General features: G+C 39.7%; 19 protein-coding genes. 12 read left to right on the forward strand and 7 right to left on the reverse strand.

The window, feature by feature from the left end; genetic code table 11:
• Positions 1 to 90: 90 nt before the first annotated feature.
• A complete protein-coding gene (locus ACSLUF_RS05995) occupies positions 91 to 1,533 on the forward strand; it encodes an ATP-binding protein (protein ID WP_435625205.1) in 1,443 nt (480 codons plus the stop codon).
• A gap of 142 nt (positions 1,534 to 1,675) precedes the next feature.
• Here the strand turns inward: ACSLUF_RS05995 and ACSLUF_RS06000 are convergent, their stop codons facing one another.
• Genes ACSLUF_RS06000 through ACSLUF_RS06015 form a run of 4 tightly spaced genes read right to left on the reverse strand, consistent with a single transcriptional unit; the run spans position 1,676 to position 4,628 of the window.
• Positions 1,676 to 2,398 (reverse strand): head GIN domain-containing protein, encoded by a 723-nt coding sequence (locus tag ACSLUF_RS06000; protein ID WP_435625206.1) that lies wholly within the window; start codon positions 2,396 to 2,398, stop codon positions 1,676 to 1,678.
• Positions 2,399 to 2,426: 28 nt separating this feature from the next.
• Positions 2,427 to 3,527, reverse strand: coding sequence for a hypothetical protein (locus tag ACSLUF_RS06005; protein WP_435625814.1), 1,101 nt, complete (start codon positions 3,525 to 3,527; stop codon positions 2,427 to 2,429).
• Positions 3,508 to 4,068, reverse strand: coding sequence for a hypothetical protein (locus ACSLUF_RS06010; RefSeq protein WP_435625207.1), 561 nt, complete (start codon positions 4,066 to 4,068; stop codon positions 3,508 to 3,510). Before ACSLUF_RS06010 ends, ACSLUF_RS06005 begins: the two co-directional genes overlap by 20 nt.
• 2 nt (positions 4,069 to 4,070) lie before the next feature.
• A complete protein-coding gene (locus tag ACSLUF_RS06015; RefSeq protein WP_435625208.1) occupies positions 4,071 to 4,628 on the reverse strand; it encodes an RNA polymerase sigma factor in 558 nt (185 codons plus the stop codon).
• Positions 4,629 to 4,844: 216 nt separating this feature from the next.
• Between ACSLUF_RS06015 and lon the strand changes: the two genes are divergently transcribed.
• A complete protein-coding gene (lon, locus tag ACSLUF_RS06020) occupies positions 4,845 to 7,295 on the forward strand; it encodes an endopeptidase La (protein WP_435625815.1) in 2,451 nt (816 codons plus the stop codon).
• Positions 7,296 to 7,345: 50 nt separating this feature from the next.
• The gene (gene cmk, locus ACSLUF_RS06025; protein WP_435625209.1) at positions 7,346 to 8,041 is read left to right on the forward strand and encodes a (d)CMP kinase; all 696 of its coding nucleotides are present in this window, start codon (positions 7,346 to 7,348) and stop codon (positions 8,039 to 8,041) included.
• 40 nt (positions 8,042 to 8,081) lie between these two features.
• Here the strand turns inward: cmk and ACSLUF_RS06030 are convergent, their stop codons facing one another.
• Positions 8,082 to 10,736 carry an MGH1-like glycoside hydrolase domain-containing protein gene (locus tag ACSLUF_RS06030; protein ID WP_435625210.1) on the reverse strand — a complete coding sequence of 885 codons (2,655 nt, stop codon included), beginning with the start codon at positions 10,734 to 10,736 and terminating at the stop codon, positions 8,082 to 8,084.
• A gap of 162 nt (positions 10,737 to 10,898) precedes the next feature.
• Positions 10,899 to 11,279, reverse strand: coding sequence for a LysM peptidoglycan-binding domain-containing protein (locus ACSLUF_RS06035; RefSeq protein ID WP_435625211.1), 381 nt, complete (start codon positions 11,277 to 11,279; stop codon positions 10,899 to 10,901).
• Positions 11,280 to 11,548: 269 nt separating this feature from the next.
• Between ACSLUF_RS06035 and rpsA the strand changes: the two genes are divergently transcribed.
• The 9 genes from rpsA to ppk1 all read left to right on the forward strand — a co-directional run bounded on the left by rpsA (position 11,549) and on the right by ppk1 (position 19,971).
• A complete protein-coding gene (rpsA, locus tag ACSLUF_RS06040) occupies positions 11,549 to 13,384 on the forward strand; it encodes a 30S ribosomal protein S1 (protein WP_435625212.1) in 1,836 nt (611 codons plus the stop codon).
• A gap of 112 nt (positions 13,385 to 13,496) precedes the next feature.
• Positions 13,497 to 14,036 (forward strand): bifunctional pyr operon transcriptional regulator/uracil phosphoribosyltransferase PyrR, encoded by a 540-nt coding sequence (gene pyrR / locus ACSLUF_RS06045; RefSeq protein WP_435625213.1) that lies wholly within the window; start codon positions 13,497 to 13,499, stop codon positions 14,034 to 14,036.
• Positions 14,037 to 14,042: 6 nt separating this feature from the next.
• Complete coding sequence (locus ACSLUF_RS06050; RefSeq protein WP_435625214.1) at positions 14,043 to 14,969, forward strand: aspartate carbamoyltransferase catalytic subunit; 927 nt, start codon at positions 14,043 to 14,045, stop codon at positions 14,967 to 14,969.
• Positions 14,970 to 14,973: 4 nt separating this feature from the next.
• Positions 14,974 to 15,306 (forward strand): ribonuclease Z, encoded by a 333-nt coding sequence (locus ACSLUF_RS06055; RefSeq protein ID WP_435625215.1) that lies wholly within the window; start codon positions 14,974 to 14,976, stop codon positions 15,304 to 15,306.
• A 35-nt stretch (positions 15,307 to 15,341) separates the two neighbouring features.
• Complete coding sequence (locus ACSLUF_RS06060) at positions 15,342 to 15,698, forward strand: four helix bundle protein (protein ID WP_435625216.1); 357 nt, start codon at positions 15,342 to 15,344, stop codon at positions 15,696 to 15,698.
• A 64-nt stretch (positions 15,699 to 15,762) separates the two neighbouring features.
• Positions 15,763 to 16,668: a ribonuclease Z gene (locus tag ACSLUF_RS06065; RefSeq protein WP_435625217.1), complete on the forward strand. Its 906-nt coding sequence runs from the start codon at positions 15,763 to 15,765 to the stop codon at positions 16,666 to 16,668.
• A 75-nt stretch (positions 16,669 to 16,743) separates the two neighbouring features.
• On the forward strand, positions 16,744 to 17,391 hold the full coding sequence (gene pdxH / locus ACSLUF_RS06070; RefSeq protein ID WP_435625218.1) for a pyridoxamine 5'-phosphate oxidase: 648 nt from the start codon (positions 16,744 to 16,746) through the stop codon (positions 17,389 to 17,391).
• A gap of 9 nt (positions 17,392 to 17,400) precedes the next feature.
• Complete coding sequence (locus ACSLUF_RS06075; protein ID WP_435625219.1) at positions 17,401 to 17,889, forward strand: SixA phosphatase family protein; 489 nt, start codon at positions 17,401 to 17,403, stop codon at positions 17,887 to 17,889.
• Positions 17,890 to 19,971 (forward strand): polyphosphate kinase 1, encoded by a 2,082-nt coding sequence (ppk1, locus tag ACSLUF_RS06080; RefSeq protein ID WP_435625220.1) that lies wholly within the window; start codon positions 17,890 to 17,892, stop codon positions 19,969 to 19,971.
• On the opposite strand, the gene ACSLUF_RS06085 is transcribed toward ppk1, so the two are convergent.
• Positions 19,972 to 20,553 (reverse strand): tRNA-(ms[2]io[6]A)-hydroxylase, encoded by a 582-nt coding sequence (locus tag ACSLUF_RS06085; RefSeq protein ID WP_435625221.1) that lies wholly within the window; start codon positions 20,551 to 20,553, stop codon positions 19,972 to 19,974.
• Positions 20,554 to 20,602: the final 49 nt, after the last annotated feature.

Here is a 20,602-nt window from a genome sequence, read left to right on the forward strand (position 1 = left end):
TTCTCTGGATATACACGTCCATGTTTCGATGGTAATCGGGGTGTTTGAGGTTTAAAATAATTTTTATTTCATTCCGTTTTCTTAAACACAATGAAGAATTTACAGCTAGGAAAGGACGCTCTGGTCTGGCACAAAACTCATACAGCGCGCTATGCATTGTTTGGAGCAATTTTTGGTCTTTTGTTCCCCATGATTGCGGTTTCAATAGACCTGTACCGATTGGATTTAGACTTTACCTTTGAAAACGTCTTGGCAATCCATAAAGACTTTCCCATTCATTTCATCATCGATACCGCACCTTTTTTTCTGGGACTTTTTGCATCATTTGGAGGTAGGGCCATGGATAAAGTAGCTGAGAAAAACAATCAGCTGAATCAGGCGATGGAATTCAAGGATATTTTTTTGGCCAACATGAGTCATGAGATTCGTACTCCTATGTCGGGTATAATTGGGGTAATCGATTTATTGTCCAAAAGCCAAGACTTCAATAAAAAAGACAGTAAATACTTGGACATTATACAGAGCTCATCCAATGACCTCATGAAAATAATCAATGATATCTTGGACTTTTCAAAACTGAAGGCGGGAAAACTTTCGTTTGATTACAAAGAAAAAAATATCCGGGAAATCGTGGAGGATGTCCGAAAACTTTTTCTGGCAGTTGGGGAATCGAAAAACATTGGCATATCCACCAAAGTGGACTCCGAAGTTCCGAAATATCTTTTGCTTGATGAGGTAAGATTAAAACAGGTATTGTCCAACTTGGTGGGCAATGCTGTGAAGTTTTCATCAAAAGGAAATGTGGACATCAAGGTTTCATTTCCGGATAAGATAAAGGGGGAAATACTAAAAATTGAAGTAATTGACCAGGGAATGGGTATTTCAAATAAGAATATGAAAGCCTTGTTTTCAGAGTATTCGCAACTAGTGGAGGAAGATGAAGCTTGCGGGAAGCAAGGTACAGGTTTAGGCTTGAGTATATGCAAAAAATTGGTTGAGTACATGGATGGGGAATTGGGTGTGCTTAGCGAGCTTGGAGAAGGAAGTAATTTTTGGTTTACCATTAAGACACAGAAAATAGAAAGTAAGAATACTCATGAACAAACGGTTTCTTCTCCGTCCCATCCAGAAGGCTTGTCCATTCGGGTGTTGATGGCGGAAGACAATAAAACCCTGTGCGCCGTTTATGGTCACATGTTGGACAAATTGGGATGTAAGACTGTAATTGTCAATGATGGCGAAATGTTAATAGAAAAGTTCCAGGAAAATCGTTTCGATATTGTTTTATTGGATGTGAATATGCCAAAACTCGATGGAATCAAAGCGATGCAGCGCTTAAAAACAAATTATGACAAATTACCTCCAATGATTGGAATTAGTGCCAGCGCTTTACAAGGTGATTCTGAAAAATATATCGAGCAAGGATTGGATGACTATTTAACCAAACCATTTACCATTGGCGAACTTGCTGAAAAATTGGAAAAATGGCATACTTCCAATAAAAGTAGAATGACTTTTCAAACCACAACATAATCCTTCCTAGCATCTTCGGTCTTGTTAGTCTGGATGGAATAATCTGTTTTTGCAAAGGACTTAGAAATAAAAAAACGGGCCAAAAGCCCGTTTTTTCTTCGATTGATGATTTGTTGTTTTTTGATTGGTGCTTAAACTCCTACTAGTAACTAGAGATATCTCCAGAACCAGAACTTTTTGTATCGATTTTCTTTGGATTTCCTCGGTAGCTAATATCTCCAGAACCGGATACTCGGGCACTAATGCTTTCATTGGCTGTAACTTCTACATCAGCAGAACCTGAAACCTGAACTTTTACGTTGTCTGCTTCCAGGCCATAGGCGTTGATATCACCGGAACCTGAAACCTGAACTTCTAAATCCGAAGCTTTACCGTTCAATTTCATATCTCCGGAACCGGACATAGATGCTTCCACGCTATTGGCCTCTATATCTAAAACGACATCTCCGGAACCAGAAATTCTAGTCTCAAAAGTATCTGATTTAAGCGTTGTCCTACCTACAATATCCCCGGAACCAGAAAGTGAAACTGCATTAACCGATTCAACAGGAACAACAACCAATATTCCCGATTTCCAGCTGGAAGGTTTAAGATTAACTCCTTTTTGTGTTTTAACGACCAACTTACCATCCTTTACCTCTGTTTTGATGTAATCCAGAAGATTTGATTCACCCTTTAAGGTAATTTCGCCTTCGGCGCCTGAAATCAATTCTACATCGAACCAGCCAGCCAATGCAATGGCATCGTACTCTCCCACGGAGCGTTCTACTGTAACCACATTCCCGTTTCCTTTAACTCGCTTCCATTGTGCATGGGATACTGCTACAAAGGATAATGCCAAACATAGTGTTATAAGCTTTTTCATAATAGTTGTGTTTTCTTAGTATTGATATTTAGTTTTTATAAAAAGTCACTCCCCCGTATTCGCTATTGATAAGAACCACGTTTCCGGAGTTGTCATTTCCATAGTACCCGTTATAGTACTTTTCACTGGATTTCTCCTTGCTTACTTGTACTTCAAAATTACTAAGGCCACTTACTCCCGCATATTCCGTGGAGATATCGAAATCGAAATGATATCCCTCATTATAGCCAATTTTGATTCCGGTATAATCTGATTTAATGTTGATGTCTCCCGCATCTGCTGCCATTTCGCCGATTTTGATAGAACCATAGTCGGAGGTTATCCCTACATCCCCATGCACCGTGCCCAATTTTACTCCGATATAGTCTCCTACACCTTTTACGCTGTTTACTTCATCCACTTGAATGGAACCATAATCACTTGAATATTCCAAATTCCCCATTTCCTTGATTACAGCATTGGTGTAGTCTGCATTAATTTTTAAATCGCCAGCCTTTTCTACCGTAAAACCAGAGTAATCGGCAATTATTTCACCACTATTGATAAATTCAAAGGTAGAACGCGAGGTATAATCAAATCGCAGCTCATTATTTCGACCACGTAGCTCGCCAATATCCATTTTTCCATAGTCGCAGCTTATCTTGGCATGCCCATCAATTCTATCCAAATAGATATTTCCGTAGTCATTACTTAGACCCACACTGTTTTTTACAGGTAGCTTTACCGTATAGTTCACTTGAACATTAACATTCTTCTTCTTGTTCCATTTCCAACCCCAATTATTCTTTTTATCTCCGAAACGGGTTCTAGCGGAAACTAGGTTGGCGCTGCTATCAAAATCAACGTCAATTTCGTTCAATCTATCCTGAACACGTTCTTCATTGTTTCCATTGGCCTTGATATGTACTTCAATAACCACTCTATCTTCATTCCAAGAAGTTAAATTTAGGTTACCGTAGCTGTTGTTTATTTTCAGCAAGGCATTGGAGTTCACGTCAAACTCTTTTTTAATGGTCTTCTCTTTGGTGTATTTTCCGTTTAATCTATCCTTGTTATCCTCACCAGCAGACACCGTCAGCGGAATCGCCAACAAAAGGAAAAGAAAGTTTTTATATAGTAAAGTTTTCATCATTATATGATTTTAAGTTTTTGATATTTTCAATGTTTTGTAATACTTCTTTTAAAAGGTCTATCCTGGTTTGAAAGTTGGTTATCATGGCATTGAGGATAATTTTACTGTCCCCACCATTGATAAGCTCTTGTTCTAGATTGTTATAATCAGTTTCCAATTTATCCAATTGTATAAGGGTGTCATCAACGAGTCTTGCCGTTTCAGGGGATTTGGCATCTTTCAATTCTTGTACCTGTTCTTCAATGAGGCTCGCAAAGTAGAACTCAGTCTTTGAAACTTCCGGAGCAATCTCCACAACCTGTTCCTTAATGGAAGGTTCTGAATTGAAAATCTGTAACCCTAAAAGACATATCAAGACCACAGAAGCTGCTATGGAAAGTGGCTTCCACACTCTGTTTTTTCTTTGAGGAAGTGAAACCACTCCCTTCGATTGGTTCAGTTTAGCTAAAAAACGTTCTTGGTGACCGCTTCCGGGTTCTTCGATATCGAATTGTCCCTGAAGCCTTTCAAATAAGTCGTCTAAATTATCTTTCTTCATAACTAAGCATTTACGGTCAATTTTTTTCTCAGACTTTCCTTGGCTCTAGAAATAGTCGTTCTGCAATTGGCATAACTAATGTTCATAATTTCACTGATTTCTTCGTAATCATAGCCTTCGATTAAATGTAAGGTCAAAGAAACTCTGTAATTGTCTTTTAAACTTTTCATGGTTTCCATCACTTTTTGAGCCTTTAGTTCAGTATAACCATTGTCATTCAAAGCAACTTCATCATTATCTTCGACCTTGTACATTACCTCATCCAAATTCATGGATCTTGCTTTCTGTTGTTTTTTGTAATGATAAATACTGTTGTTAATTACAATTCGCTTCAACCAAGCCCCGAAGGCGACATCCCCCTTAAAAGTGTGCAGTTTCGTAAACGCGTTCAAAAACGATTCCTGCATGACGTCTTCAGCTTCTGCAGTGTCCTTTACAATTCTAAAAGCGGTGTTGTACATGGCTTTATAGTATCTGTTGTAAATTTCAACTTGCGCACTTTGCTTGCCTTTTAAGCATGCTTGAAGCAATGCATCAGTATGTTCATTTTGGTGGCTCAAAAAATGATTGATTTGTTCTAAAGAGAGGTGAAGGTATGGATTGTTACACTTTTTTGATTTTTTTTAAAATTCATGGCATAGGAATTGCCTTTTTGGTAGTGAAAAGGTACTTTAAAAACCCTAAGTAGTTGGGATAGCGAGGATATACGAGAAGGAAAGTACCTTAAAGTAAAGATGCATTTTGTCCAAAATGACAAAATGTCCGAAAAAGATACTATGGGAGAAATCAAGATATCAACTTTTGACAGTTTAGCCATGCAGGGATTGGATGATGAGGCGGAATTGATTCCGTTACTTACTCCGGAGGATGAGGAAGAAATGAATCGGGAGGAATTACCCGAAACGTTACCCGTACTTCCACTAAGGAATACGGTTTTATTTCCAGGTGTGGTAATACCTATCACCGCAGGTAGGGACAAGTCCATTAATTTAATAAAGGATGCCAACAATGGTAGCAAGACCATTGGGGTAGTTGCACAAAAAGATGAGCAGGTCGAAAATCCCGGGGTTAAAGACATCAATAGATTAGGTACCGTGGCCCGAATTTTACGGGTACTTCAGATGCCTGATGGCAATACTACGGTGATTATTCAGGGGAAAAAACGATTTGAGATAGATCAAGTCGTGGAGGAAACCCCATATTTGACCGCAACCGTTAAGGAAGCTTTGGAAGAAAGACCGGATGAAAAGAGCGACGAATTTGGGGCTATTATCGATTCCATCAAAGAATTGGCCTTTAAAATCATTAAGGATAATCCAAATATCCCTACCGAGGCCACTTTCGCAATTCGGAATATCCAGAGTAATTCCTTTCTTATCAATTTTGTGTCCTCTAATTTGAACCTTTCCGTAGAGGACAAACAAAAACTGCTTGAGATTCCAAATCTTCAGGAAAGGGCGATGACCACTTTGAAGTTCATGAATACCGAACTTCAGAAATTGGAACTGAAAAACGATATTCAGTCCAAGGTGCGAAATGATATGGACCAACAACAGCGCGAGTATTTCTTGCATCAGCAGATGAAAACCATCCAAGAAGAATTGGGCGGTTTGTCTTATGAGGAAGAAGTTGACGAAATGCGGTTGAAGGCCAAAAAGAAAAAATGGGGCAAGAAAATCAAGCAACATTTTGAAAAGGAGTTGGCCAAAATGCAGCGGATGAACCCTCAAGTCGCAGAGTATTCCATTCAGCGAAACTATTTGGACCTCTTTTTGGATTTGCCATGGGATGAGTTTTCCAAGGATAAATTCGATTTAAAGAAAGCCCAACAGATTTTGGATAGGGACCATTATGGTCTAGAGGATGTTAAGCGAAGAATCATAGAATATTTGGCAGTTTTGAAACTCAGAAACGACATGAAATCGCCTATCCTTTGTTTGTATGGCCCTCCTGGAGTAGGTAAAACTTCGTTAGGGAAATCGGTAGCTGAGGCTTTGGGAAGGGAATACGTTCGTATTTCTCTGGGTGGACTTCGGGATGAAGCTGAAATTCGAGGGCATAGGAAAACCTACATCGGGGCTATGCCGGGCCGAATTATCCAAAGTTTAAAAAAGGCAGGGACTTCCAATCCTGTTTTTATTTTGGATGAAATCGACAAGCTTTCCAATAGCCATCAAGGTGACCCTTCTTCGGCTATGTTGGAGGTTTTGGACCCTGAACAAAATAGTGAGTTTTATGATAATTTCTTGGAGATGGGATATGACCTCTCCAAAGTGATGTTCATCGCCACAGCAAATAACTTGGGTACCATTCAGCCTGCTTTGAGGGATAGAATGGAAATAATCAATGTTACCGGATATACCATAGAGGAGAAAGTGGAGATTGCCAAACGCCATTTGTTACCTAAACAGCTCAAGGAACATGGGCTTTCTGCAAAGGATTTGAGGATAGGCAAACCACAATTGGAAAAAATTGTAGAGGGCTATACACGTGAATCTGGAGTGCGAAGCTTGGAAAAGCAATTGGCTAAGATGGTTCGCTATGCGGCCAAGTCCATTGCAATTGAGGAGGAGTACCATGTAAAAGTGACCAATGAGGATGTGGAGAAGATTTTAGGACCGGCACGCTTGGAGCGAGACAAGTATGAAAACAATGATGTAGCCGGAGTGGTAACCGGGTTGGCCTGGACCAGTGTTGGGGGTGATATTCTTTTCATAGAATCCATTCTTTCCAAAGGAAAGGGGGGGCTAAACATTACTGGAAATTTAGGTAAGGTGATGAGGGAGTCTGCCACCATTGCCATGGAGTATATCAAATCCAGTGCAGATACTTTCGGAATCGATGCCGAAGTTTTTGACAAATACAACGTTCACATTCATGTTCCTGAAGGGGCTACACCCAAAGATGGACCTAGTGCTGGAATTACCATGTTGACATCTCTGGTGTCTTTGTTTACTCAGAAAAAGGTGAAAAAGAGCTTGGCTATGACTGGTGAAATTACACTGCGAGGTAAAGTATTACCGGTCGGCGGAATCAAGGAAAAGATTTTGGCGGCCAAACGCGCTCGAATCAAGGAAATTATTCTTTCCGAAGAGAACCGTAAAGATATCAATGAGATTAAAGAAGATTATCTGAAGGGGCTCACCTTCCACTATGTAACGGAGATGAGCGAAGTAATTGATATTGCGATAACGGACAAGAAAGTAAAGAATGCCAAGAGGCTTTAAGTTTCTTAGCAGTTTTGTTCTACCTGACTACTTTCCACTATTTTTAGGCAATGAAAAAAATCATCATCGCCATCGACGGCTATTCCTCCACGGGAAAAAGTACGATAGCCAAACGTTTAGCCAAAGCATTGGATTATGTGTATGTGGATACTGGAGCCATGTATCGGGCAGTCACGCTTTACGCCCTTCAAGAAGGTTTTTTTAATGCTACCAGCGAGGATGCCACTGCTTTGATTGAAAATCTACCATACATCCAATTGAAATTTGTTCGTGATGCTGACTTGGGCACCTGTGATATGTATTTGAATGAAAAAAATGTGGAAAAGGACATTCGCACGTTGACCGTAGCCCGAAAGGTAAGCCAAGTAGCCGCTATACCCGAAGTGCGGGAAAAATTGGTGCATTTACAGCAAGAAATGGGCATTGAAAAAGGTATTGTGATGGATGGCAGGGATATTGGAACAGTTGTTTTCCCCAATGCTGAATTAAAAATCTTTATGACTGCATCCCCTGAAACTCGTGCCACAAGACGCTACAAGGAATTGTTGGACAGAGGAGACAAGGTCACATATGAGGAAGTCCTCAAAAATGTAGAGCAACGCGATTTAATCGATTCTACCCGCTCGGTTTCCCCCTTGCGAAAAGCCAAAGACGCCATTGAGTTTGACAATAGCGATATGGGCTTGGAAGAACAGTTTGAGCGAATTTTCAGTTTTGCCAATAGAATTATAGAAGACCAAAATTGAACTAGAAACTAAAAATGTAAACCGGATATTACATCCAAGTTTACTTCTCGATTATCCTTACATAATCCAACATAGCCGTATTTACTTCAACATCCATGTTATTGTTCCAGTCCTCAAAATGAATCTTCAATAGGTTGGTTCCCGCTTTTAAGGGAACCTCAACACTATTGGAAAATCCCCATTCCGACCATTCGTCCTTTCCGCGCTGAGGCAATATCAAGGCACCTACATAAATGTCATTGACGCTTAAACTTCGGATAGCACATTTATTATTGGTGTTCCATCGTCCACTACCATTGGAGTAATGAAGGTCAATAAGGTAGTCCGAATCCTTTTCTACGGCTACCGGGATTTCAATGACTCTGTTGGTTTCAGTGCTGATTTCCACAAACCCATCACCCGAATAATTGGTATAAGGCAACTGGGAAGTGGGAGCAAAATTTTCTACTTCAACTTTTAAGGTATTCCGGGAGAAAACAACAGGCTCACTCATAAATCCTTCGTTTCCGTTTGTGTCCAAAGCACTAACGGTATACGAAGCATACTTTTCAAATTCTGCCTTCAATTGTGTTTCAGAAGTACTTTTAAGGAATTCACCATTTCTATAAACCTTATATTCCTTTACCTGCTCAACGGGTTGCCACTGTAAAGTCTCTCCTGCCGTGGACGCTATTACAGTAGGTAAGGTAAATTGATTTTCAATAAGATTGATGTTGTGATACGGAAAGGCATTGTAGGACAATTGGATGGTTACGGTATGTTCACCAGACCAATCACTTGGGATAAAGGCCTCTTGTGCTTTTTCACCATCGATAGTCACCGATTCAATTCGATTACCATATCCGTTTACGGTGATATTCAAAGCAGTATTACGATACTTGAAATTGGAAAGTGTTTTTCTGCCAGAATAGGCTTTTGGCACAACAGGTTGAAAATATAATCCATCCACTTGGAAATCCATTCCCATAAAAACCCGATGTACCATGGCCAGGTTACCTGCCATGCTCCACAACATGCGATGCGAGTTGATTTCCGTACCTAAAAAATCACCGGTTTCGGCAACCATATTCTCGTAATTGGTTAAAAATAGCCCTGCAGCTCTGTAAACACTGGCCAAACCATGATTCAAAACCGCTTCATTCCCCGTTTTGGCTGCCGCCCAATTCCAATACGATTGTACAAAGGGCCAAATACCATTGTTGTGATAAGGTGGAATAGAAGGTATTTGCGGGTAAATACAGGTTACCCCGTACTTGGTGACTGGGGACTTTTCAATAATCGTCTTTGCTTGTTCTTCGTCCGCAACTTCAAAGAGAATGGCTAAGGCTTCGCCTAACGCTTCAAAACGTGGTGAGGGATAAAGGTCATCTCTTCCATATAAGAATTGTGCGTAATAGCCCTGGTCCTTTAACCAGAGATAATCATTTATTCCCTTTTTTATTTTTTCTGCTCTTTTCTGATAAATCTCATAGGGCTCCCCTTTTAGTTTGGCCATTTCAGACAATATTCTGTGTGCTTGGTAGTGGACCACGTTTGTTCCCAGGTTTTGGGAAACATAAATATCTTTATTGTCCATCCATTTGGGATACGTCTGTTCCCGCCAATCCAAAAAAGATGATTCACCCGAATACAATCCTGTTTTTGAATCATATATGGTCAAGTAATCATCTTCCAAGGTGTTTTTTATGATGGGGTATACCTCGTCCAACCACGCTTGGTCTCCCGTTATCTTATAAATTTCCCAGGCGGCCAATGTCCAAACCGTCCGATCGGTGGAAACCGGCCATGCTCCTCCTGAACCGGTATCTTGGATAATCCGACCACGCTTTACCTTTTTTCGTAAACTTATTTTGGCTACCTCGGGTTCATGATACGCAAAAGCAAGAATAGTGCTATAACTTACATCCCTCGTCCAAACGCCGCCCCATTTTGCCCCTGTACGCAAAGTGCTGTCTGGTTCTATGTTTTTTCTGGCCTCTTCCAGTGATAAATTGAAAAGGGCATCAACCAGGGGTTGTTCTGAACTATACCTTGGTTTTGCAGAAATGTCTTCAGTCAATTGCCATTCCTTGTCCCGGCTTTCAGATTCGTCAAAGGGATTTAATGTTACAGTTAGATTATAAATGTTAGGATTGTCAGTTGGCATTAATTTTAACCCTTTCATATCCAAGTTGACAAAATCCCAAGTCAAAGGCTCTGAACCCCCCGCCACATAAAATCCTTTAAAATCGTCCTTGGCGATTCTGGAACCATTGAAAGTTTCGTAGTATCCTTTTTCTTCAAATTGCTTTAAAACAGTCGATACATCTACCCTAAAGGTGTATTCATAATTGGTGGGAAGATAGGTGTCAGGCTGATTAGGTAATGGCTGTGGGTTTTCGCCAAATTTAATGATTGGTGATTCGTGTTCTTGGTCTATTACGAGCCAATGGTCGCTTCCAGGAGGTAGTTCGTTGTCTTTCTCGTTGATGCTAAATTTGAATTTAATCAATCTTGAAAAGGTGGTGCTCGCTGGGCTTTTGTAGTTGGAGGTCAAATGTGTTGGTGAAACCACCGCCGCCATATTATCCCCTTGGACTACTTTGTCTTTATAAATAGTAAATGTATCTGATTGATATAGAGGGTCTTTTGCTTCTTCAAGATTGCAGGACATAAAAATAATGAATAAGAAGGTGAAAACTATTTTTCGAAGCATAACTGTGTTTTTTAGTACAGGAAAAACATGCAAAATATTGCTTTAGAGGGATGTTGTTGATACTACAGAAAGTTACGGGTTTTTGCGGAAGAATCTAGATTAAAGTTATGGGACAAAAAAAGCGCCCTTTTGGGCGCTTCCTAAACTAAAAAACTAGTTTGTTTAGATATTTGGAATTACCAACACTTGATCTGGGTGAATTACATCCGGATTACTTAAAATATTGGTATTGGCATCAAATATTTTTGGGTATTTCATGGCATCTCCATAATAATGCTTCGCGATTAAGCTTAAAGACTCTCCACTTTTTACGGTGTGTCTGTGGTAAACGGAATCATCAGCAACTGTAATATTTGCTTTAATGTCAGCAGGACTTTCTCCACCAATTTCCTTGATTTTATCCCAGATGGCATTTTTCTCATAAGGTGTATTGGCTACCCCTTTTATTTTCAAAACGCCTCCATCCTCAGAAACGTCACCGTCTTGTATTCCCAACTGCTGTCCTAGGTCTAAAACGGCTTGATATTTTGCCTTTGTACTCATAAACTACTGTATTACTTTAATGGTTACTATTTAGAAACAAGATATGGATAAAAGTCACATTTCAGCTTAAATTTTCATCAATTCTTGGGTAGATGGTCGAAGTCTTCAATAAGGGTTTGTAAAACAAGGAATTAATTGTATTTTTGCGCTCCTTTTTGTGGCAGTTGACAAGAGACAAATAGGAATAACAAAAACAAAGTTTATAACAACTTTCGCAAGCACTGCCTAAACCCTTGTAAGCTTGTGGAATACAAATTTAAATCAGCAATATGGCTGAAGAAAAAACAAGTGCAGAAGTGGCAGAAACCACTGAAGCAGTTCAAGAAGTAAAAAAAGCAGAGCCTAAACAAGACCCTCAAGAGTATTTGGACAATTTCGATTGGGACAAATACGAAGAAGGGATTGAGCGTGTTGAGGATTCCAAATTGAAGGAATTTGAGACCTTGGTTGAGGAAAATTTTGTGGACACTGCAGATGAGGAAGTAGTTGAAGGAAAAGTGGTTCACATGACCGATCGCGAGGCTATCATCGATATCAACGCAAAATCTGAGGGAGTTATCTCCCTAAATGAGTTCCGTTACAATCCTGACCTAAAGGTTGGAGACAAGGTAGAGGTGCTTATTGATATCCGCGAGGATAAAACAGGACAATTGGTTCTTTCCCACAGAAAAGCCAGAACTATAAAGGCTTGGGATAGAGTAAATGATGCCCACGACAAAGAAGAAATCGTAACTGGTTTTGTAAAATGCAGAACCAAAGGAGGTATGATTGTTGACGTATTTGGAATTGAGGCCTTCTTACCTGGTTCCCAAATAGATGTGAAACCTATCCGTGACTACGATCAGTACGTAGGGAAAACTATGGAGTTCAAAGTGGTTAAAATCAACCATGAGTTCAAGAACGTCGTTGTTTCCCACAAAGCGCTTATCGAAGCTGATATTGAAGAGCAGAAGAAAGAAATCATTGGCCAATTGGAAAAAGGTCAAGTATTGGAAGGTGTGGTTAAAAACGTTACTTCCTACGGGGTATTTATCGACCTTGGAGGTGTTGACGGACTTATTCACATTACCGACCTTTCTTGGAGCCGTATCAATCATCCGAATGAGGTCGTTGAGCTAGACCAGAAATTGAACGTGGTTATCCTGGATTTTGATGACAATAAGTCCAGAATTCAACTTGGATTGAAACAATTGGAGAAACATCCGTGGGATGCTCTTGGTGATGAAATCAAGATTGGAGATAAAGTTAAAGGTAAGGTAGTGGTTATTGCTGATTACGGTGCCTTTATCGAAGTAGCTGAAGGTGTTGAAGGATTGATTCACGTTTCTGAAATGTCATGGTCTACGCACCTAAGGTCTGCCCAAGACTTTGTAAGTGTAGGTGATGAGGTTGAAGCGGTTGTATTGACCTTGGATAGAGAAGAAAGAAAAATGTCCTTGGGTATCAAACAATTGACTCCAGACCCATGGACCGATATCACTACCAAATATCCTGTTGGTTCCAGACATGAAGGAATCGTTAGAAACTTCACCAACTTCGGCGTATTCGTTGAGATGGAAGAAGGAATTGACGGTTTGATTTACATTTCCGATTTGTCTTGGACCAGAAAAATCAAGCACCCATCTGAATTTGTTACCGTTGGTGACAAATTGGAAGTTGAGGTCTTGGAATTGGATGTTGAAGGACGTAAGTTAAGCTTGGGTCACAAACAAACTACAGAGAACCCTTGGGATAAGTACGCAACGGAGTTTGCAGAAGGTTCCGTACACAAAGCAGCAGTTTCTGAAATCGTTGACAAAGGAGCAACAGTAACTTTCAATGACGATATCGTAGCCTTTATTCCTTCCCGTCACATGGAGAAAGAAGATGGTAAGAAATTGACCAAGGGAGAAGAAGTGGAATTCAAAATCATTGAGTTCAATAAAGATTTCAAACGAGTTGTGGCCAGCCATACTGCAATCTTTAGAGAGCAAGAGGAGCGTAACATGAGAACAGCCAGAAAGAAAATGGCTGCTTCCCAAGAAGACGCGCCAACTCTTGGAGATGCCAACGCACAATTGCAGGCATTGAAGGAGAAAATGGAAGCGGATTCCAAAAAGAAGTAATTAGAATAACTTCATAATAGAAAAGCCCCGACCCTTGGTTGGGGCTTTTTGTTTCTTAAAACTTTTAAAGTTTTGATTACTTTTGCATACAATTGAGCGGGTAAAACAGCAAATGAGTCAAAAAGTACTTCTTACTGCAAAAGAAATTCACATCATACTTCATCGTTTAGCCTGCCAACTTTTAGAAAACCACCTTGATTTTTCAGAAACCGTATTGATTGGGCTTCAGCCAAGAGGAATTTTTTTGGCTGAAAGATTGACCAAAATATTGAAGGAAGATTACAAAGTAAAGGATATAGACCTTGGCTCATTGGACATCACCTTTTATCGTGATGATTTTAGAAGAGGGGAAAAAACACTTCAGGCCAATGCGACCAAAATCAATTTTCTGGTAGAAGACAAAAATGTGGTATTTATTGACGATGTGCTATATACGGGGCGGAGCATTCGGGCAGCGCTAACGGCCATCCAGTCGTTTGGCAGACCATCCAACATTGAATTATTGACCTTAATAGATCGAAGGTTTAGTCGTCATCTACCCATTCAACCCAATTACCGGGGGCGACAGGTAGATGCTATTAACGAGGAAAAAGTAAAGGTAATGTGGGAGGAAAATGACGGAAAGGATATTGTGTATTTGATTAATAAGTAGAGAATAATGAGTGAATTAAGTGTCAATCACTTACTGGGCATAAAATATCTGAACAAAAAGGATATCGAACTCATTTTCGAAACAGCGGACCATTTTAAGGAGGTAATCAATAGGTCGATAAAGAAAGTCCCCACCCTTCGGGATACCACAATTGCCAATATATTCTTTGAGAACAGTACGCGGACCAAACTTTCATTTGAGCTGGCTGAGAAAAGACTTTCCGCGGATGTTATCAATTTTTCGGCTTCTCAATCCTCCGTTAAAAAAGGGGAGACCTTAATTGATACAGTGAATAACATTCTCTCCATGAAAGTGGATATGGTCATTATGAGACATCCCAACCCAGGAGCTGGAATCTTTCTTTCCAAACATGTTGATGCATCCATTATAAATGCAGGAGACGGAGCTCATGAACACCCTACGCAGGCCTTATTGGATTCCTATTCCATTCGAGAGAAATTGGAGAGTGTAGAGGGAAAAAACATAGTAATTGTAGGCGATATTTTGCATTCTAGGGTAGCACTTTCCAATATTTTTGCCCTAAAGTTACAAGGTGCCAAAGTAAAAGTTTGTGGGCCTAAAACATTGATTCCCAAATATATTGAATCGCTTGGAGTAGAAGTGGAAACCAATTTGGTCAAAGCACTTGAATGGTGTGATGTAGCCAATATGCTCCGAGTGCAAAATGAGCGAATGGATATCAGTTATTTTCCATCCACAAGGGAATACACCCAACAATTCGGAATAAATCGTAAATTACTGAATAGTTTGAACAAGGAAATTGTTATCATGCACCCGGGACCTATAAATCGTGGTGTTGAAATAACAAGTGATGTGGCCGATTCGGACCAATCCATTATTCTGGAACAGGTGGAAAATGGAGTGGCGATTCGTATGGCAGTGATTTATTTATTGGCTTCAAAAATTAAATAGCATCATGATTTTCGATAAGGAGGGAACAACGACCATCGTTTTTCAGGAAAAAACCACTATCTCCACTTTCGTGGAAAATCTCACCAAAGCACATACGAAGCTGAAACATGATAATGTAATAGTAAATCTATTTTCATTTAAAAATCTTACCTCTGGAGATTTATTGGAGTTTTTACAGCTTTCCCAAAAACATAAGCAAGGTGGAAAATCCTTTGTGCTGGTATCCAATAAAATTACTATTGATGACCTTCCAGATGATATTACGGTTGTGCCGACCTTACAAGAGGCAAAAGACATTATTGAAATGGAGGAAATAGAACGCGACCTCGGGATTTAATTGAAAATGGAAAATGAATAATTGAAAATTCAGGTTTGCGGAAGGAAAATATTGTTCAGAAAAAAAGTTTTGATTTTGCTCTTCAGGTTGTTGGTCAGGTAAAGGAGTTACAAGCAGGCAGCAAGGAATATGTACTATCAAAACAATTACTCCGTTCTGGAACTGCGATTGGGGCTTTGATTAAAGAAGCAGAACATGCTGAAAGTAAAAAAGACTTCACTCATAAAATGAGTATAGCACTTAAAGAAGCCAACGAAACCAAATACTGGCTGGATTTACTTTTTAGGTCAGAATACATCCCTAAGCAACAATATGAAATTTTAAATGATGAGTCAGTTCAGTTGATTAGGCTGTTGGCCTCTATTGTCAAATCCTCAAAACAAAATGTCTGATTAAAATGATGCCCGGTTTTCCATTTTCCACTTTCAACTTTTCATTTTTAATTTTCCATTTATTTTGAAACTCACTATACTTGGTTGCTACTCAGCCACCCCTCGAGCTTTTACTAACCCAACTGCTCAGGTTCTTGAAACCAAGGGCCATTTGTTTTTGATTGACTGCGGGGAAGGAACTCAAGTCCAACTAAGAAAGTATAAGGTTAGGTTTTCAAGAATCAACCACATTTTCATTTCCCATCTTCACGGAGATCATTTTTTTGGCTTACCTGGACTTATTTCTACCTTTCGATTGTTAGGTCGAGAAAAACCACTGCATGTTTACGGTCCCAAAGGCATAAAAGAAGCGGTAACTCTATTTCTCAAGTTAGGAGATTCATGGACTAATTACCTGTTGATTTTTCACGAACTGGAATCCAAAACTTCTGAACTGATTTTTGAAGATGAATCCATAACAGTTGAGACCATACCTCTGCAGCACCGTGTGTACACCAACGGATTTTTGTTCAAGGAAAAGCCTGCACCTAGGAAATTGAACATTCAGGCTGCGGAAAAATGGGAAATTCCCCGGACGCAATATGGGGCTATCAAGAACGGTGCAGATGGTATTCAGGAAGATGGCACTATAATTCGTAATGTAGATTTAACCGAAGACCCTCCCAAGACAAAAAGCTATGCTTTTTGTAGTGATACCAAATACAATGAGGAGATTGTTCCTATAATTCAAAGTGTAGATACCCTGTATCATGAGTCCACTTTTCTAGAGTCGGAAGCCCATCTTTGTGACAAAACCAAACATGCCACGGCCAAACAAGCTGCACAAATTGCAAAAATCAGCAAGGTTGGAAGGCTCATTTTGGGACATTTTTCCACAAGATATCCGTCTATTGAATTATTTAAGGAAGAGGCCATAACGGTTTTTCCTAATTCAGAGTTGGCGGATGATGGAAAATCATTCGAGCTGTAAAAAGCTAAATTGCCTACCCAATTCTTTTTTCTCTCCCCACTTTTACGGAAATTTGAAAGAGCAACACCACGAGTTATGCAGCAAGACCTAAGTGACTACAGGAAGTCTTATGAAAAGAGTGAACTGTTGGAGGGTACCGTCAAGGAAAATCCAATGGAACAGTTCCAAAAATGGTTTTATGAGGTGGAGGCTACCGATGGTTTAGAAGAACCCAATGCTATGACCTTAGCGACCATTGGATTGGACGGTTTCCCTAAAAGCAGGGTGGTCTTAATGAAGAAGTACACCTTTGAGGGATTTATTTTCTATACGAATTACAATAGTGAAAAAGGAAAAGCTATTGAGGAACATCCCGAGGTTTGCCTGTCCTTTTTTTGGCCCAATATGGAAAGACAGATTATTATCAAGGGAACAGTAGAAAAAATTGCTGAAAATCTGTCGGATGGTTATTTTGAATCCCGACCTCTGGGAAGTCGTTTGGGGGCTATCGTGTCGCCACAAAGCGATGTTATCCCCTCAAGAGAGGTTTTGGAGACTAAACTTACCCAACTTGCAGAAGAATACGAGGGAAAAGAAGTGGAAAGACCATCCTATTGGGGCGGGTATTTGGTTCGTCCTGTTTCCTTAGAGTTCTGGCAAGGAAGGCCCAATCGTCTTCACGACCGAATTCGATATACCTTACAAGAAGATTACAATTGGAAAATAGAACGCTTAGCTCCCTAAAAAGTAGATATGAAGCAAATTATCCTGATGCGCCATGGTAAATCTTCATGGGAGTATGAAGTGTCCGATAAGGACCGCCCATTGAAGGAAAGAGGAATTCTTGATGCACATTTGGTGGCTGAAAAGTTCGACTCCTCAAATTTATCTATTGATATGGCTATTTCTAGCCCTGCGAATCGAGCGTTGCACACGAGCATGATCTTTTCAAGGGGTGTAGGTTTTGATTTATCAAGATTTCAGGTTTCCAATGAGTTATATGACTTTTCGGGCGGCAGTGTATCATCCTTTATTAAGGGCCTAGGAAATAATTTGAACACCGTGATGATTTTTGGGCATAATTATGCCTTTACCACACTTGCAAATACTTGGGGAGATAGCTATATTGAAAATCTTCCAACGGCAGGTTTGGTACATATTGCTTTTGATGTAGATATGTGGAGCCAAATTGCAAGTGGTAAAACGAAGCAGATAATTTTTCCAAAACACTTAAGACAATAAATGATCAAGGTCAAAAACGAATACGTAAATAGGGAGATAAGCTGGTTGCATTTCAATTCTAGGGTATTGCAGGAAAGCGCGGATAAAAAAGTGCCTTTGATTGATAGGCTTCGTTTCTTGGGAATTTTCAGTAACAATTTGGACGAATTTTTCAAAGTGCGATATGCCACGGTAAAACGTATTGTGGATGCTGGAAAAAAGGGTAAGAGTGTCCTCGGAGGTGAAAAGGCGAAAGATTTATTGGAGGAAATCACAAAAATTGTAATTCGGCAACAAGCCCAGAGTCAACAGATTCTCGAGCAAATTGAAGAGGAGCTAGAAGCGGAGAACATTTTCATAATTCATGAGGGCGAGATAAATGCGAGCCAAGCGGAATTTGTACGGGAGTACTTTTTCAAAAAGGTGAATCAAGAACTCATGACCATTATTTTGAACGACCTTACCGAGTTTCCTTTGTTGAAGGATACAGCGGCTTACTTAGCGGTTAAGATGGTCATGAAAAAAGATGAAGACGGTCAATCCTTCGGTAAAAACAGGTATGCCCTAATTGAAATCCCGAAAGGAATAGACCGTTTCGTGGTACTTCCCAAAGAAGGTGATAAAGACTACATAATTATTCTAGATGATTTGATTCGTTTTTGCTTGGATAGCATATTCACCATGTTCGAATATGAATCCATTTCAGCTCATATGATTAAAATTACCCGTGATGCAGAATTGGATATCGACAATGATTTGACAACGAGTTTCATAGAGAAAATATCCTCCAGCGTAGAAGGTAGAAAAATAAGTGACCCAGTTCGTTTTGTGTATGACAAGAATATTGACAAGGACACCCTGCAGTTTCTGAAAGCCAAAATGAACATTATCGATACCGATAGTGTTATTCCTGGAGGACGCTATCACAATCGCCGGGATTATATGGGTTTCCCAAGCTTAGGTCGTAACGATTTGATGTATAAAAAAATAGAACCTCTCCCTGTGAAAGGATTTAGCATGGATGGTAGTTTGTTGGAGTTGATTGCTAAAAAGGACTACTTAATTTATACACCTTATCACACCTTTTCTTATCTAACCGTTTTCTTACGCGAGGCTGCTCTTGATCCCAAAGTACGAAGTATTAAGATTACCGTGTATCGTTTAGCCAAAGACAGCCAGGTAGCTTCTGCTTTGATTAATGCCGTTAAAAATGGGAAACAAGTAACGGTTCAAATTGAATTACAGGCCCGATTCGATGAACAAGCCAATATTGAGTATGCCAACTTGCTTAAGGAGGAAGGAGTAAATCTCATATTTGGCGTTCCTGGACTTAAGGTTCACAGTAAAATTTGCTTGGTAGAACGCGAGGAATCCAAAGGATTAAAACGCTATGGATTTATTAGTACAGGTAATTTCAATGAATCCACAGCTAAGATTTATACAGATTATACACTGTTTACGGCTCATGAAGGTATTTTGAAGGAAATGTCAAAGGTTTTTGACTTCTTTCAAACCAACTATAAGGTGAATAAATACAGGCACTTGATTGTTTCTCCGCATTACACAAAATCTACTTTTATGAAGTTGATTGATAACGAGATTGAAAATGCCGAAGAAGGGAAGGAAGCATTTATTAAAATAAAAATGAATAGCCTTACCTCCTATAAAATGGTCGACAAATTATATGAGGCCAGTAGGGCAGGGGTAAAAGTACAGTTGATTATTCGAGGGGTATGTTGTTTGATTCCTGGAGTTGAAGGTATGAGCGAGAATATAGAAGCCATTAGCGTTGTTGATAAATTCTTGGAGCATCCACGGTTGTTCATTTTTGCCAATGCTGGCGAACCTCAAATTTATATCTCATCTGCTGATTGGATGACCCGAAATCTTGATTTTAGGGTAGAAGTAGGTTGTCCTATTTACGACCCGGATATTCAACAGGAGTTGATGGATACGTTTGATATCTCCTGGAAAGACAATCTGAAAGCACGCATTTTTTCAGAAAAACAGGACAATGCCTATCGCGAGTTGGAAGAAGGAGAATCAGAGCTTAGATCACAGTTTGAGCTGTACGATTATTATCAGAACAAGCTGGAATCTTGATTAGCCATGCATCGTTTCCTTTTTTCCTAGGTTTTGCATTAAGGTAGCTTCGTAGTCCAGTAATTGCTGCCATTTTTGATCTACCTCTTCGCGATTCCCATACTTTCTTGCGAATTTGAGAAACATAGTATAGTGATTGGCTTCGCTGACCATGAGATTTTTATAGAACTCGGCGAGCTCCGAGTCATTTATTTCTTCAGAAAGTAATCTAAAACGTTCACAGCTTCTAGCCTCAATTAAGGCAGCATAGAGCAATTTATGTACTAAGTGGGCTTCTCTGCTCCCTCCTTTAGGAAAGAACTTCATCAATTCGATGACGTATTCATCTTTACGCTCTCTTCCCAAGACCCAACCTCTTTTGAGAATCTTGTCGTGAACCATATTGAAATGCCCCATCTCCTCGCGAGCCAAAGCAGTCATTTCCTTGACCAATTCTGATTTTTCAGGAAAGCCAATGATGAGTGATATTGCAGTACTTGCCGCTTTTTGCTCACAATATGCGTGATCCGTTAAAATCTCTTCAATATTCTTTTCAACGATATTAACCCATCTGGGGTCAGTAGGTAATTTAAGGCCTAGCATACTATAATACTTTTGAAGTCAAAGATACATTTATCAAAAGCCAAATTGA

Source organism: Flagellimonas sp., assembly GCF_965601775.1.
GTDB lineage: Bacteria > Bacteroidota > Bacteroidia > Flavobacteriales > Flavobacteriaceae > Flagellimonas.